The 12,304-nt window shown below is 61.9% G+C and carries 15 protein-coding genes and 1 other RNA gene; 8 read left to right on the forward strand and 8 right to left on the reverse strand.

Annotation, left to right across the window (positions count from 1 at the left end):
- Nucleotides 1–7: 7 nt before the first annotated feature.
- Nucleotides 8–104: signal recognition particle sRNA small type (gene ffs, locus NMA58_RS20935), an RNA gene on the reverse strand.
- Between the two features lie 89 nt (nt 105–193).
- Between ffs and NMA58_RS20940 the strand changes: the two genes are divergently transcribed.
- From NMA58_RS20940 to NMA58_RS20960, 5 genes are all read left to right on the forward strand, one after another.
- Entirely contained in the window at nt 194–604 is a 411-nt protein-coding gene (locus NMA58_RS20940) for an HIT domain-containing protein (RefSeq protein WP_434711793.1), read from the forward strand.
- Nucleotides 601–1,560: an NAD(+) diphosphatase gene (gene nudC, locus NMA58_RS20945; RefSeq protein ID WP_183705478.1), complete on the forward strand. Its 960-nt coding sequence runs from the start codon at nt 601–603 to the stop codon at nt 1,558–1,560. Before NMA58_RS20940 ends, nudC begins: the two co-directional genes overlap by 4 nt.
- A gap of 4 nt (nt 1,561–1,564) precedes the next feature.
- Entirely contained in the window at nt 1,565–2,260 is a 696-nt protein-coding gene (locus NMA58_RS20950) for a helix-turn-helix transcriptional regulator (RefSeq protein ID WP_183705476.1), read from the forward strand.
- A gap of 144 nt (nt 2,261–2,404) precedes the next feature.
- Nucleotides 2,405–2,665: a hypothetical protein gene (locus NMA58_RS20955; protein WP_434711794.1), complete on the forward strand. Its 261-nt coding sequence runs from the start codon at nt 2,405–2,407 to the stop codon at nt 2,663–2,665.
- 130 nt (nt 2,666–2,795) lie between these two features.
- Nucleotides 2,796–3,164: a VOC family protein gene (locus NMA58_RS20960; protein WP_221113886.1), complete on the forward strand. Its 369-nt coding sequence runs from the start codon at nt 2,796–2,798 to the stop codon at nt 3,162–3,164.
- Nucleotides 3,165–3,183: 19 nt separating this feature from the next.
- Here NMA58_RS20960 and NMA58_RS20965 read toward each other — a convergent pair whose 3' ends face one another.
- Both NMA58_RS20965 and NMA58_RS20970 read right to left on the reverse strand, forming a co-directional pair.
- Nucleotides 3,184–4,038: a prephenate dehydratase gene (locus tag NMA58_RS20965; protein WP_097600445.1), complete on the reverse strand. Its 855-nt coding sequence runs from the start codon at nt 4,036–4,038 to the stop codon at nt 3,184–3,186.
- Between the two features lie 10 nt (nt 4,039–4,048).
- Nucleotides 4,049–4,804, reverse strand: a complete 756-nt coding sequence (locus NMA58_RS20970) for a 3-deoxy-manno-octulosonate cytidylyltransferase (protein WP_434711795.1) — start codon at nt 4,802–4,804, stop codon at nt 4,049–4,051.
- A 153-nt stretch (nt 4,805–4,957) separates the two neighbouring features.
- Here NMA58_RS20970 and NMA58_RS20975 point away from each other — a divergent pair, with 153 nt between their 5' ends.
- Entirely contained in the window at nt 4,958–5,521 is a 564-nt protein-coding gene (locus NMA58_RS20975) for a c-type cytochrome (protein WP_085776528.1), read from the forward strand.
- 72 nt (nt 5,522–5,593) lie between these two features.
- On the opposite strand, the gene NMA58_RS20980 is transcribed toward NMA58_RS20975, so the two are convergent.
- Complete coding sequence (locus NMA58_RS20980; protein WP_434711796.1) at nt 5,594–6,541, reverse strand: AEC family transporter; 948 nt, start codon at nt 6,539–6,541, stop codon at nt 5,594–5,596.
- A gap of 511 nt (nt 6,542–7,052) precedes the next feature.
- Between NMA58_RS20980 and NMA58_RS20985 the strand changes: the two genes are divergently transcribed.
- Nucleotides 7,053–8,045: an adenosine kinase gene (locus NMA58_RS20985; protein WP_430958092.1), complete on the forward strand. Its 993-nt coding sequence runs from the start codon at nt 7,053–7,055 to the stop codon at nt 8,043–8,045.
- Here NMA58_RS20985 and NMA58_RS20990 read toward each other — a convergent pair.
- Nucleotides 8,038–8,577, reverse strand: a complete 540-nt coding sequence (locus NMA58_RS20990) for an SH3 domain-containing protein (RefSeq protein WP_011423530.1) — start codon at nt 8,575–8,577, stop codon at nt 8,038–8,040. The genes NMA58_RS20985 and NMA58_RS20990 overlap by 8 nt on opposite strands.
- Before the next feature lie 184 nt (nt 8,578–8,761).
- On the opposite strand from NMA58_RS20990, the gene NMA58_RS20995 reads away from it, so the two are divergent.
- Entirely contained in the window at nt 8,762–9,763 is a 1,002-nt protein-coding gene (locus NMA58_RS20995; protein WP_097600442.1) for a 2-hydroxyacid dehydrogenase, read from the forward strand.
- A gap of 6 nt (nt 9,764–9,769) precedes the next feature.
- On the opposite strand, the gene NMA58_RS21000 is transcribed toward NMA58_RS20995, so the two are convergent.
- The 3 genes from NMA58_RS21000 to recF are packed head-to-tail and all read right to left on the reverse strand — an operon-like array spanning nt 9,770 to nt 12,194.
- On the reverse strand, nt 9,770–10,243 hold the full coding sequence (locus NMA58_RS21000) for a GNAT family N-acetyltransferase (protein WP_434711797.1): 474 nt from the start codon (nt 10,241–10,243) through the stop codon (nt 9,770–9,772).
- Complete coding sequence (locus NMA58_RS21005; RefSeq protein ID WP_430958093.1) at nt 10,240–11,073, reverse strand: molybdopterin-synthase adenylyltransferase MoeB; 834 nt, start codon at nt 11,071–11,073, stop codon at nt 10,240–10,242. Before NMA58_RS21005 ends, NMA58_RS21000 begins: the two co-directional genes overlap by 4 nt.
- A complete protein-coding gene (recF, locus tag NMA58_RS21010) occupies nt 11,070–12,194 on the reverse strand; it encodes a DNA replication/repair protein RecF (protein WP_434711798.1) in 1,125 nt (374 codons plus the stop codon). Before recF ends, NMA58_RS21005 begins: the two co-directional genes overlap by 4 nt.
- Nucleotides 12,195–12,304 lie beyond the last annotated feature (110 nt).

Genomic DNA, 12,304 nt, shown 5'->3' on the forward strand with positions numbered 1-12,304 from the left:
AGAGAAGGTGGGAGGCTGGCACGATGACCCGTGCCGGGCTCGTTAGGGCTGCTTCCTTCCGGACCTGACCCGGTTGGCGAGTGGCTCGTCCACCACCAACCTCCCGGATGCACATATCGGCAATATCGTCATCAAAAGCAAGCCAACATCCAAAAAAACTGCTAGTCCTAGGAAAAGACAGGAGGAATGTCCCTTGGACGGTTTTGTGCTCGACCCCCGGCTGGAAAACGACAGCGTCAGCGTCATGGTCACCGGGCTCTGTGATCTCAGATTATCCAAGGATGCCCGCTGGCCGTGGCTCATTCTGGTCCCGCGCCGGGCTGGAATTACCGAAATCTTCGAGTTGACGCCGCTCGATCAGGTGCTGCTCGCCTTCGAGACGGAGCTTGTCGCCAAGGCCTTGAAAGACATCACCGGCGCGACAAAAATCAATATCGGGGCTCTTGGCAATATCGTCCGCCAGCTTCATGTTCATGTCATTGCCCGCTTCGAAGGCGACGCCAACTGGCCGGGTCCCGTTTGGGGTTTCGGGCGCGCTGAGCCTTACGAGGACGCAAGGAGAGACGAATTCACAGCAAAGCTGCGGGAAGCCCTTTCATCATGAACCATTCGCTTTTCGATTCGGATGTGCCCCATCCGGAACCCAGCAATCTCACTGCCTTTGCCGCCAACGACCTCAATCGCGATTCCGAACACCGCGACGAACATTCCGTCGAAAGGGCGCTGGCCAAGGACGGCACCCATATCTTTGCCTTCGCCCGGGACAAGCTGGTGCTGAAACATGACGGCCAGGTGCTCGATCCGCTGTTTGCCCGTTACGAATTGCAGGAATTACAGCCGGATTGGGACGAGACGGTGCTGCTCGGCTACCGCAAATCAGGCGAGCCGCGCCTTGCCGTTCCCGTCGGCATCGACGTCGAGGACCTTGCCAGCCAATACAAGCCGGCCGACGGCCGCACGCTGTTTCGCGAGATGCTGATCGACGAAGTCTTGCTCGGCGAATTCGCTCAGGCCGCAAGCCTCATCCGCTGGAATGGCGACAACCGCTTCTGCGGCCGCTGCGGCGCGGCGATGGAAATCCATATCGGCGGCTACAAGCGCGTCTGCACCGCCTGCGAACACATGATCTTCCCCCGAACCGACCCCGTGGTCATCATGCTGACGATCGATGAGCAGCGCGGCCTCTGCCTGCTTGGCCGCAGCCCGCATTTTGCGCCCGGAATGTATTCCTGTCTTGCGGGCTTCGTTGAACCCGGCGAGACCATCGAGAATGCCGTGCGCCGCGAAACGCTGGAGGAATCGGGCATCCGCACCGGCCGCATCCGCTATCATGCCTCGCAGCCCTGGCCGATGCCGCATTCGCTGATGATCGGCTGTTACGCTGAGGCCAAATCGACCGAAATTACGCGCGACGAGACCGAACTCGAGGATTGCCGCTGGTTCACCCGCGAGGAAACAATTGAGATGCTGGAACGCCCGAGTGCGACGGGCAAAGCCTCTCCGCCGAAAGGGGCGATCGCCCACCGCCTGATGCGCGACTGGGCGGAGTGGAAGCGGTAACACCATGCCGGTCGCCCGCTCGGAACGGCTGCTGACGCTGCTGCAGACGCTTCGGCGTTATCGGCGGCCGGTGACCGGAATTGTTCTTGCCCAGGAAACCGGCGTCAGCCTTCGCACGCTCTATCGCGATATTGCCAGCCTGCAGGCCCAGGGCGCGATGATCGAAGGCGAAGCGGGCATCGGTTATGTGCTGAAGCCCGGCTTCATGCTGCCGCCGATGATGTTTTCCGAAGAAGAGCTGGAAGCCTTGGTGCTCGGTTCGCGCTGGGTGGCCCGCGCGGCCGAGCCGCGCCTTGCCGGCGCCGGCGCCGATGCGCTGGCGAAGATCGTCGCCGTGCTGCCGGCCGACATGCGTGACATGGTCGATTCGGCGACACTCTTCGTCGGCCGCAAGCGCCAGGATGAGGACAGGGCCGATGTTTCGGCTATCCGCAAGGCGATCCGTCTGGAGCGCGTGCTTGAACTGCATTACGGCGACGAGCAGGGCCGTATCTCCCGTCGCCGTGTCTGGCCCTTCGCGCTCGGCTATTTCGAGCATGTGCGCATCATCATGGCCTGGTGCGAACTGCGCCAGGATTTCCGCCATTTCCGCACCGATCGCATCATTGATATGGCGGTCCATGAGATGCGTTATCCCCGTCGCCGCACAGCGCTCCTAAAGGAGTGGCGCGAGACGCAGGACGTGCCGCTGGAGACCTGAACGCTGCTGCCATAAACTGTCAGCAGGGAGAGTTATTATCAGTCTCACTTCACTACAGCGCCGCGCGTCTTCGGACGCGCAAGGACGCTGTGACATCCAGGTTTTAGCGCATCGTGCCGATGCGCTTGGGAAGGAGTACTGATCATGGTAACGCCTCCAGTCATTCAACAGGCCGGTGATCGCTTCGCCTCCGACAGCTTTGCCGATATCATTTCGGCCGAAACCTTTGCCGACGTCCGGCAGTCGGCAGGCTCCGGCCTACTGCGCCTGGCTATCAGCTTTTTTCGGATCTCCGAGGGCAACCGCTCGAAACTCGATATCGAAGCCATACCGGATTCCCGCAAGCGCGACCTCGGTTTCATGGATGGGCGCAACCCGCGCCTCCAGGACCGGTTCCCGCTCTAAATATCTGATTGTCCAACTCATCCACTCGCCGAGAACGGGCGTTGCCTTCGCAGCGCCTTTTGTTTCCTGCTGCCATAAATTGGCAGCAGGAGATCACGCCGACCCAACTTACTGCAACGGGAGAACCGAAATGACCAGCCCCAATCTGATAATTCTCTATGTCAAGGATCCGGCAGAGAGCGCGAGCTTCTATCGGAACCTCCTGAACCGCGAGCCGGCCGTCGAAGCGCCGAATTTCATCGCCTTCCCGCTCGATGGCGGCTTCACCCTTGGTCTCTGGCGGCGCAGCAAGGTCGAGCCGCAGCCCTCGGCCATCGGCAATCGAGGCGAAGTGGCCTTCATGCTGGCGGGAGAAAATGCCGTCGCCAGGCAATATGATGACTGGCGTCAGCGTGGCCTGCCGATTGCCCAGGAACTGACTGAACTCGATTTCGGCCCGACCTTCGTCGTGCTCGACCCGGACGGGCATCGGCTCCGCGTATGCGAGCCGGATAAATAATGAGAGAGCGCGAGGCCTGTTAAAGCAGGCCTCGCATCACATGCCCCTTGTAAACCCCGAGGATGCGCACCTTTTCGGAGAAGAAACGCAGCTCCTCCAATGCTCGGCGAACGTTCGGATCGTTCGGATGGCCCTCGATATCGGCGTAGAATTGCGTCGCCACGAATTTTCCGCCGAGCTGATAGCTTTCGAGCTTCGTCATGTTGATGTTGTTCGTCGCAAACCCGCCGAGCGCCTTGTAGAGCGCAGCCGGAATGTTGCGAACGTTGAAGACGAAGGTGGTGACGACCTTTTCCTCAGCCGAAGTGCGTTGCGCCCATTCCTCATCGCGCGACAGGATCACGAAACGGGTGACGTTGTTTTCCGTATCCTCGACATTCTCGGCGACGATCTCCAGCCCGTAGAGATCAGCGGCAAGGCGCGGAGCAAGCGCCGCCATCGAGCGATCGCCGGTTTCCTTCACGAGTTTTGCCGCCCCGGCCGTATCGCCGGCGATGACAGGCTTCCAGCCGTGAGCGCGCACAATCTTGCGGCACTGTCCGAGGGCGTGGATATGGCTGTGGACGGTGCGGATCTCATCCTTGGTGACCCCGGGCAGAACCATCAGCTGAAAGCGGATCGGCATGAAATATTCGCCGATGATATGCAGCCGCGATTCCGGCAGCAGATGATGGATGTCGGCGACGCGTCCGGCAATGGTATTCTCGATCGGGATCATTGCGATATCGGCGTCGCCATTGTCGACCGCCGTGAAGGCATCCTCGAAAGTCTGGCAGGGCAGCGGCTCCATTGTCGGAAACATGTCGCGGCAGGCCATGTCGGAATTGGCGCCGAATTCGCCCTGGAAGGCGATCCTGTTGGTCTTGATGTTCATGATAGTCCCGTCAGTTCTGCCGTGCAGAGAGGATGCGTCGCGCTTTTTCGAGGTCGGCCGGAGTATCGACACCGAGCGGGACCGTGTCAACGATCTCGGCATCTATGCGCATGCCGGCCTCCAGTGCACGCAACTGCTCCAGCGATTCGCGCTTTTCAAGCGTCGACGGGCCGAGCGACACGAACCGTTCGAGCGCTGCGCGCCGATAGGTATAGAGGCCGATATGATGGTACAGCGGCCCCTTGCCGTAGGGCGCCGTTGCGCGCGTGAAGTAGAGGCCGCGCAGGCGGGTGTCAGAAATCGGCGAGCCAATGACCTTGACGATGTGCGGCGCAATCTTGTCCTCCTCGTTGTCGATTTCGATGGTGAGCGTGCCGATATCGACCGCTTCGTTCTCGAGGGGGCGCAAGGCCGCCCGCACCGTTTCCGGCTCGATCGTCGGCAGGTCGCCCTGGACGTTGACGATGAACTTCGCCCTGCCGTCCGGATCAACCTTCTTCAACGCCTCGAAGATGCGGTCCGAGCCGGATTGATGATCCTTGCTGGTCATGACGACTTCGAAACCGGCGGCGGCCACGGTATCGAACACTTGCGGATCGTCGACGGCGACGACGACGCGGCCGATTTCGGCTTCTTTTGCGCGCATGGCCACCTGCACGATCATCGGCAGTCCGCAAATATCCGCGAGTGGCTTGCCCGGAAGCCGGGTGGAGGCCATCCGTGCCGGGATCAATACGAGCACGTCGTCGAAATTTGAATCACGCATGGTACGGGCCTTCTATTCCGGGCTGAAAAGTGTCAAAAAGTCTCACGCATAAGACCATTTAGACAGTTGCAACGAACAGTCAAAAGACATAGGTTCCGCGCGATTTCAAGATGGTCCGGTTCTGGTCTGCCGGCTGCAAGGGGAGCATTGCAGATGAATTCATACGTCAATACGGCCGTGGGGGCACTGCTCGGAACGATTTTCGTTCTGATGTCGGTCTCCATCGCGTCCGAGGGGATCTTCCATTCCGAAGCGCCGGAGAAGGAAGGTTTCGCGATCGTTGCCGAAGAGGCGCCTGCCGCCGGCGGCGAAGCTGCGCCGGCCGCTGCCGTTCCGATCGCCCAGTTGCTCGCTTCTGCAGATGCCAAGGCCGGTGAAGCGATCTTCAAGAAGTGTCAGGCCTGTCATGACGGCACCAAAGGCGGACCGAACAAGGTCGGTCCGAACCTCTTTGGTGTCGTAGATCGCCCGATCGCCTCGCATGAGGGCTTTGCCTATTCCGCTGCGATGAAGGATTTCTCCAAGGGCGGCAGCGAGAAGTGGACTTTCGAGAACCTCAACAAGTTCCTGCTGGCGCCGAAGAAGGACGTTCCAGGCACCGCGATGGGCTTCGCCGGTCTGGCGAAGGATCAGGATCGCGCCAACGTCATCCTCTACCTGCACACGCTCGCTGATTCGCCGGTGCCGCTTCCGGATCCGAAGACGGCCACGCAGTGAACGGCACGATGGTCGCATTCATGGAAAAGCCCGGCTCGCAAGCCGGGCTTTTCTTATTATGCCGAGACCCGCTCAGGCGCCGAGGAAATAGGCCCAGAGCGAGACGGTGATAGCGCCGAGCGCGGTGGTCACCGTGATCGTCGAGGCGGCGAGGCTGTGACCGACGCCGAACCGGTTGGCGATCAGCCAGGCGTTGACGCCTGTCGGCACCGACGAGGTCAGCACGATTGCTGCCGTCCATTCAGGGTTGAGGCCGAGGAGATGGCTCGCCGCCCAGACGCAACCGGGCAGCAGCAGCAGCTTTAAGCTCGAGGTGACGCTGGCAATGCCGAAATTGCCGGAGACGCCGTATCTCTCCAGCGCCATGCCGAGCGAGATCAGCGCCGCCGGACCGGCAATGCCGGCGATCTGATTGACGACCGTCGCCAGCGTCGCTGTCATGGTAAGGCCGGAAAGGTGCATGGCCATGCCGGCCGCAAGCCCGATCACCAACGGATTGCGTATGAGATTGATGGCGATCTGGCGAAGCACGAACACCATGCTGCGGTCGCTTTTGCCGGCGATCTTGCGCTCCGCGTGCTCCATCAGCACTGTGCCGGCGACCATCATGACAGGCAGATGCACGGCAAGCAGGATCGACAACGCCACGAGCCCTTCGTCGCCGATGGTCCGCTGAACGAGCGGCAGCCCGATGAAGACGTTGTTGGCGAAGGCTGAGGACACCCCGGCAAGTACGCCGATCCGTTCGTCGCGGCCGAAAAGCCGTGTGGCGGCGATATGCCCGGCCTTCCAGGTGATGGCGACGCCGGAGAAATAGACGATCCAGAGCCGGAAAGGGGAGGCGCCGTGGAAATCCGCTTCGGCGATGGTGCGGAAGAGCAGAAGCGGCACGGCGATCTTGAAGACGAATTCGCTGAGCGCGTCGCCGACATTCGATGCCATCAGACCGCTGCGAACGATCACCCAGCCGATGAGGATCAGGATGAAGATAGGAAGGACGTCGAGAATGATGGCTGACATGAGGCGGGATGCTCTGCGGGGAAGGGGAGTATCCGACCTCTACAGCATCGGCGCGAAAATCGGAATCGATTTTCGGTAAGTCCGATGCGTAGATCTAAAGAGTGAGAGCGTCCTTTGCGCGCCCGAACGGACGCACGGCGCTCGAGCAGCAAGGCAAGCGCCGCCCGCTCCGGCTGCGGAACTCTCCGCAAAGCAAAAAAAGCGGGCACAGCCCGCTTTTCCGCATCCGGCCTTCCCGGATGCCCGAATCGCGAAGCTGCCAGTTCATCCGTGGTCAGCATCGCGCCGGTAAGATCGAAGGGGTCATCCCTCGGGTGCCTGGCTGCAACTGAAAGCTGCTCATGCCGGTGTTCCTGCGAGTATTTCTAGATTTCGAAGATGACAGGGGCGTGACGAATGAGCGGCACTTTTGCGAAGAAATAGATGCGCCATTCACCATTTGTCCTTCCAAACCGCGGAAATTTCGCTAAGACCGAACCCCGGCTATCACAAATCCGGGACCCCCCATTTTATGACAAGATTCGATGTTCTGACGGTCGGCAACGCAATCGTGGATATCATCGCCCGTTGCAACGATCAGTTCCTCATTGACAACCAGATCACGAAGGCGGCGATGAACCTCATCGACGCCGAACGCGCCGAACTCTTGTATTCACGCATGGGGCCGGCTCTCGAAGCCTCCGGCGGCAGCGCCGGCAACACGGCGGCGGGCGTTGCCAACCTCGGCGGCAGGGCGGCTTATTTCGGCAATGTCGCTGCAGATCAGCTCGGGGACATCTTCACCCACGACATCCGCGCCCAGGGCGTTCACTACCAGACGAAGCCGAAGGGCACCTTCCCGCCGACCGCGCGTTCGATGATCTTCGTCACCGAGGATGGCGAGCGTTCGATGAATACCTATCTCGGCGCCTGCGTCGAACTCGGTCCTGAGGATGTCGAGGCCGATGTCGTTGCCGATGCCAAGGTCACCTATTTCGAAGGTTATCTGTGGGATCCGCCGCGCGCCAAGGAGGCGATTCTCGACTGCGCCCGCATCGCCCATGAAAACGGCCGGGAAATGTCGATGACGCTGTCCGACAGTTTCTGCGTCGATCGGTACCGCGGCGAGTTCCTCGATCTGATGCGCTCCGGCAAGGTCGATATCGTCTTTGCCAATCGCCAGGAGGCGCTGTCGCTTTACGAGACCGACGATTTCGAAGAGGCGCTGAACAGGATCGCCGCGGACTGCAAGATCGCCGCCGTGACGATGAGCGAGAACGGCGCCGTCATCCTGAAGGGCCGGGAGCGTTATTACGTCGATGCGATCAGGATCCGGGACGTTGTGGATACGACGGGTGCCGGCGACCTGTTTGCCTCCGGCTTCCTCTATGGCTACACGCAGGGACGGTCCCTCGAGGATTGCGGCAAGCTCGGCTGCCTGGCTGCCGGCATTGTCATCCAGCAGATCGGCCCGCGCCCGATGACCTCGCTTTCCGAGGCCGCCAAACAGGCGGGGCTTATTTGAAGGCTTCGCCGGGATAGGCGCCCCAGATTTCCGACTGCGCCACCCAGCCCGCGGCGCCGTCGGTTTCTGCGTGGCACCAATCGCCGTTGCATTCGCCGATCGTCAGCATCACGCCGGGTTCCAGCTTGGCGACGATCGAGGCGGAGGGCTGCGCCTCACGGCGCAGATTGACATAGACGCCCTTGCCCTTCGTCTTCATCCAGGGCGCGGCGATCGCTGCGCGCTGGCCCGATAGCAGCGACTGGTTGACCCAGCCTTCAGTACCATCGGCATCGCGGATGCGGCGCCAATTGTCGTATTCCTGGATGATCTCCACCGGAAGGCCGGATTTCAGATACATCCACGATACGGCGAAGTCCGTTCCCGGGCCGATGCGCAGGTTGACGCGCTTCGATTTCAATGTGACGAAGCGCGGCAATGGCAGGCCGCTCGGCCCCTTGGCCGCCTGCGCATGAGCAAATTCTAAGGTTCCCATGGATGCGGCCAGAGCGATCGCAAGGGCGAGGCAGGACTTCAGGACTTTGCTGCGCATGGAGGCTTCCGTTTGCTCGAATTCGCGCCAGGCACGGCCTGCGCGCGGTCCGGGCTTTTACATTCCACGGCTGCACCACGAGTTTTGTTTGTCTTCGCGTGCGGGTCTGGTAGAAATTGCCCGGAACGGGAAAATTATCACCCCTCTTGGTTAAAGACCTCTGAACAAGGCACCGCAGGCAGCCATGACAGCGAAGAAAAAACCGAAGGTCTACATCACCCGCAAGCTGCCGGATGCCGTCGAAACCCGAATGCGGGAGCTCTTCGATGCCGAGCTGAACATCGATGACACGCCGCGCTCCATTCCCGAACTTGTCGCCGCTGTCCGGACCGCCGACGTGCTGGTGCCGACCGTCACCGATCGCATCGATGCGGCGCTGATCGATGAGGCGGGACCGCAGATGAAGCTGATTGCCAGCTTCTCCAACGGCACCGACCACATCGACGTCGAGGCGGCGGCGCGCAAGGGCATCACCGTCACCAACACGCCGAACGTCCTGACCGAGGACACTGCCGATATGACGATGGCACTGATTCTCGCGGTTCCGAGGCGGCTCGGCGAAGGGGCGCGGGTCCTGACCGACAAGCCGGGCGAGTGGGCCGGCTGGTCTCCCACCTGGATGCTCGGCCGGCGCATTCACGGCAAGCGGATCGGCATCGTCGGCATGGGGCGAATAGGCACGGCGGTGGCCCGCCGCGCCAAGTCTTTTGGTCTTTCGATTCACTACCACAACCGCAAGCGCGTCAATCCGGCCGTCGAGGACGAGTTGGAGGCAACCTATTGGGAAAGTCTTGACCAGATGCTGGCCCGCGTCGACATCGTCTCGATCAACTGCCCCTCGACACCGGCGACCTTTCACCTGATTTCGGCGCGCCGCCTGGCGCTGCTGCAGCCGACTGCCTATCTCGTCAATACGGCGCGCGGCGACGTCGTCGATGAAACCCAGCTGATCAAATGCCTGAGGGAGGGCAAGATCGCCGGCGCCGGCCTCGACGTCTTCGAGAACGAGCCTGCCGTCAATCCGAAGCTCGTCAAGCTCGCCAATGAGGGCAAGGTCGTGCTGCTGCCGCATATGAGCTCGGCGACGATCGAAGGCCGGATCGACATGGGCGACAAGGTCATCATCAATATTCGCACCTTCATCGACGGCCACAGACCGCCGAATCGGGTGCTGCCTGGCCGCTGATGCGCGTCAGCGTATAAGGCTCTTCCGCATCTCGACGAAGGTCGTCCTGGTGAAACCGGGATGCGCCTTCTCGGCGGTTCTGGAAAATCCCCATGCGGCAAAGACGGCGTGATTGTCGGTAAGCTCGATGCGTGTCTCCAGCCGCAGGGCGGCAAGGCCGAATTCTGCAGCCGTCTCCTCGGCAACTGCCAGCAAACGCCTGCCGAGGCCCTTGCCCTGCACTGCCGGCAAAACGGCGAGCTTGCCGACATAGAGACAACCGGCCTCCGGCCGCAGAAACAGGCAGCCGGTCAGTTTGCCATCGTCGATGACGACATGGCCGATCTCGGCCTCAGCCTTTGCTGCCAGCGTTTCCGCCGTGAGACCGAGCGCCGAGGATGGCGGATCGATCCTGCCATTCATCGAAGCGAAGGCCGTGAGGATGAGGGCGAGCAGTTCGTCCCAGCGCGTGAAGTTCTGGTCGAGGCGGATAATCCTCATCCGGCCTGCCTGGCGCGGCGGCGCCTATAGCGTACGGTTTCGAACCGGGCCGAGAGTGCGTCGTAAAGCAGCAGCCGCCCGATCAGCGGTTCGCCGGCGCCGGTGATGAGCTTGATCGCCTCCATCGCCATCATCGTGCCGATGACGCCGGTGAGCGCGCCGATAATGCCGGCTTCAGCGCAGCTGGGAATCAGACCCGCCGGAGGCGCCTCGGGAAACAGGTCGCGATAGCCTGGGTTGGGCGCTCCGTCCTCGGCCGTCTCATAAGGTTTTAGCACGGTCAGTGAACCGTCGAAACGACCGACGGCGCCGGTGACGAGCGGGATACGTGCTTCCTCCGCCGCATCGGCCGCGGCATAACGCGTATCGAAATTGTCGGAGCCGTCGATCAGGAAATCGAAGCCGGATAATTGACGCCGGGCAGTCTCGCGAGAAAAGCGTTCCTCGAAGCGGACGAGCCGGACATGCGGGTTGAGCCTGGCAATTGCCAAGGCGGCGCTTTCGGTTTTCAGCTCGCCGATCGTGCCGGAATCATGGATCACTTGGCGCTGCAGATTGGACAGCGACACCCGGTCGTCGTCGACGATGCCGAGCGTGCCGATACCGGCGGCGGCGAGATATTGCAGGATCGGCGCACCGAGCCCCCCGGCGCCGATCACCAGCACACGGGCGGCTTTGAGTTTCTGCTGGCCTGCGCCGCCGATTTCGGGGAGCAGGATATGGCGTTGATACCGGGCGATTTCATCGGGGCTGAGAGGTTCCATGGCGGCGATCGTAGCATGGCCGCCGACATCGGCAAAAGCGACATCGGGAAAAGCTGTCTCCCTCATCCGAACACCCTTCCGTCCGCAACCGTAAAGAACTGCGCCCTGTCGCCGAGGGCCGAGAACATTCCCCGATCCGTTCCGGTCATGAAGGCCTGACCTCCCAGTCCGTCGATAAGGTCGAACAGCGCGGCGCGCCTGTTCTCGTCGAGATGCGCAGCGATCTCGTCGAGCAGCAGGATCGGCGCATGACCGGTGAGATTGCCGACGAGCCGCGCATGGGCAAGCACCAAGCCGACAAGCAGCGCTTTCTGCTCGCCGGTGGAACACCGCTCCGCCTCCATCGCCTTTTCGCGGTGGTGTACGATGAGGTCGGTCCGGTGCGGCCCCTCCAGCGTGCGCCCTGCGCCGGCATCGCGGTATCGGCTCTCGGCGAGCATCGCCGCGTAGTCGTCCTCGAGGTCGACCGATGGCCGCGAGAACTGGCCGTCCATGAAGCCGGAGAGCTGCAGCGAGGCTGACGGGAAAGGAGAACTCTCCAGTGTTTCCTCGGTCAGCCGGGTCAAGAGGCCGAGCATCTCCTGGCGGGCGAGCGCCATGGCGATGCCGAGGCTTGCCATCTGTTCTTCGATACCGGCAAGCCAGGAAGGGTCGAAGCGACCTTCGTCCAGCAGCTTGTTGCGGCTGCGCATGGCGCGCTCGAAATCGCTCGCGCGGCGGCCGTGGGCGGGATCGAGCGACAGCACCAGGCGGTCGAGAAAGCGTCGGCGGTCGGCGGAGGCGCCGGTGAAGAGCCCGTCCATCGCCGGTGTCAGCCAGAGAAGACGCAGATGATCGGTCAGCTCGTCGGCGGTTTTAGCCGGGGTGCCGTTGATCCGAAGCCGGCGAGCTGTGGTGTCCTCGCCCGTTTCTATGCCGGTTCCGATCTCGACTTCGCCCTCCATGCCGTCAAGCGCCGCGAAGATCGAAAAGCCGCCGGCCGCGCCGACGCGGGTAATGTCGCCATAGGCGGCTCGGCGCAGACCGCGGCCGGGCGAAAGCAGCGAGACCGCCTCCATGAGATTGGTCTTGCCGGCGCCATTGTCTCCGGTCAGCACGACATGCCGACCATCGAGACTAAGGCTCGCGGCGGCATAATTGCGGAAGTCTGTCAGCTTCAGACGGGAAAGAGAAACCTTATGCGGCATTGCGTATCCGGGTTCGTGAAGCGTGACAGCTAAGCCGAAGCGGCGCGGTTGGCAAGCGCGCCGCCTTGCGCCGCGGATCGCGCGCACTTTACCAGAAGCATCGCAAACAC

It is taken from the genome of Rhizobium sp. YTUHZ045, assembly GCF_051124255.1.
GTDB lineage: Bacteria > Pseudomonadota > Alphaproteobacteria > Rhizobiales > Rhizobiaceae > Rhizobium.

What these genes read in the sequence shown, in the direction of transcription:
- nudC (WP_183705478.1), top strand. Translation starts at nt 601, where the DNA reads ATGAACCATTCGCTTTTCGATTCGGATGTGCCCCATCCGGAACCCAGC.
- NMA58_RS20950 (WP_183705476.1), top strand. Translation starts at nt 1,565, where the DNA reads ATGCCGGTCGCCCGCTCGGAACGGCTGCTGACGCTGCTGCAGACGCTT.
- NMA58_RS20955 (WP_434711794.1), top strand. Translation starts at nt 2,405, where the DNA reads ATGGTAACGCCTCCAGTCATTCAACAGGCCGGTGATCGCTTCGCCTCC.
- NMA58_RS20960 (WP_221113886.1), top strand. Translation starts at nt 2,796, where the DNA reads ATGACCAGCCCCAATCTGATAATTCTCTATGTCAAGGATCCGGCAGAG.
- NMA58_RS20965 (WP_097600445.1), bottom strand. Translation starts at nt 4,038, where the DNA reads ATGAACATCAAGACCAACAGGATCGCCTTCCAGGGCGAATTCGGCGCC.
- NMA58_RS20970 (WP_434711795.1), bottom strand. Translation starts at nt 4,804, where the DNA reads ATGCGTGATTCAAATTTCGACGACGTGCTCGTATTGATCCCGGCACGG.
- NMA58_RS20975 (WP_085776528.1), top strand. Translation starts at nt 4,958, where the DNA reads ATGAATTCATACGTCAATACGGCCGTGGGGGCACTGCTCGGAACGATT.
- NMA58_RS20980 (WP_434711796.1), bottom strand. Translation starts at nt 6,541, where the DNA reads ATGTCAGCCATCATTCTCGACGTCCTTCCTATCTTCATCCTGATCCTC.
- NMA58_RS20985 (WP_430958092.1), top strand. Translation starts at nt 7,053, where the DNA reads ATGACAAGATTCGATGTTCTGACGGTCGGCAACGCAATCGTGGATATC.
- NMA58_RS20990 (WP_011423530.1), bottom strand. Translation starts at nt 8,577, where the DNA reads ATGCGCAGCAAAGTCCTGAAGTCCTGCCTCGCCCTTGCGATCGCTCTG.
- NMA58_RS20995 (WP_097600442.1), top strand. Translation starts at nt 8,762, where the DNA reads ATGACAGCGAAGAAAAAACCGAAGGTCTACATCACCCGCAAGCTGCCG.
- NMA58_RS21000 (WP_434711797.1), bottom strand. Translation starts at nt 10,243, where the DNA reads ATGAGGATTATCCGCCTCGACCAGAACTTCACGCGCTGGGACGAACTG.
- NMA58_RS21005 (WP_430958093.1), bottom strand. Translation starts at nt 11,073, where the DNA reads ATGAGGGAGACAGCTTTTCCCGATGTCGCTTTTGCCGATGTCGGCGGC.
- recF (WP_434711798.1), bottom strand. Translation starts at nt 12,194, where the DNA reads ATGCCGCATAAGGTTTCTCTTTCCCGTCTGAAGCTGACAGACTTCCGC.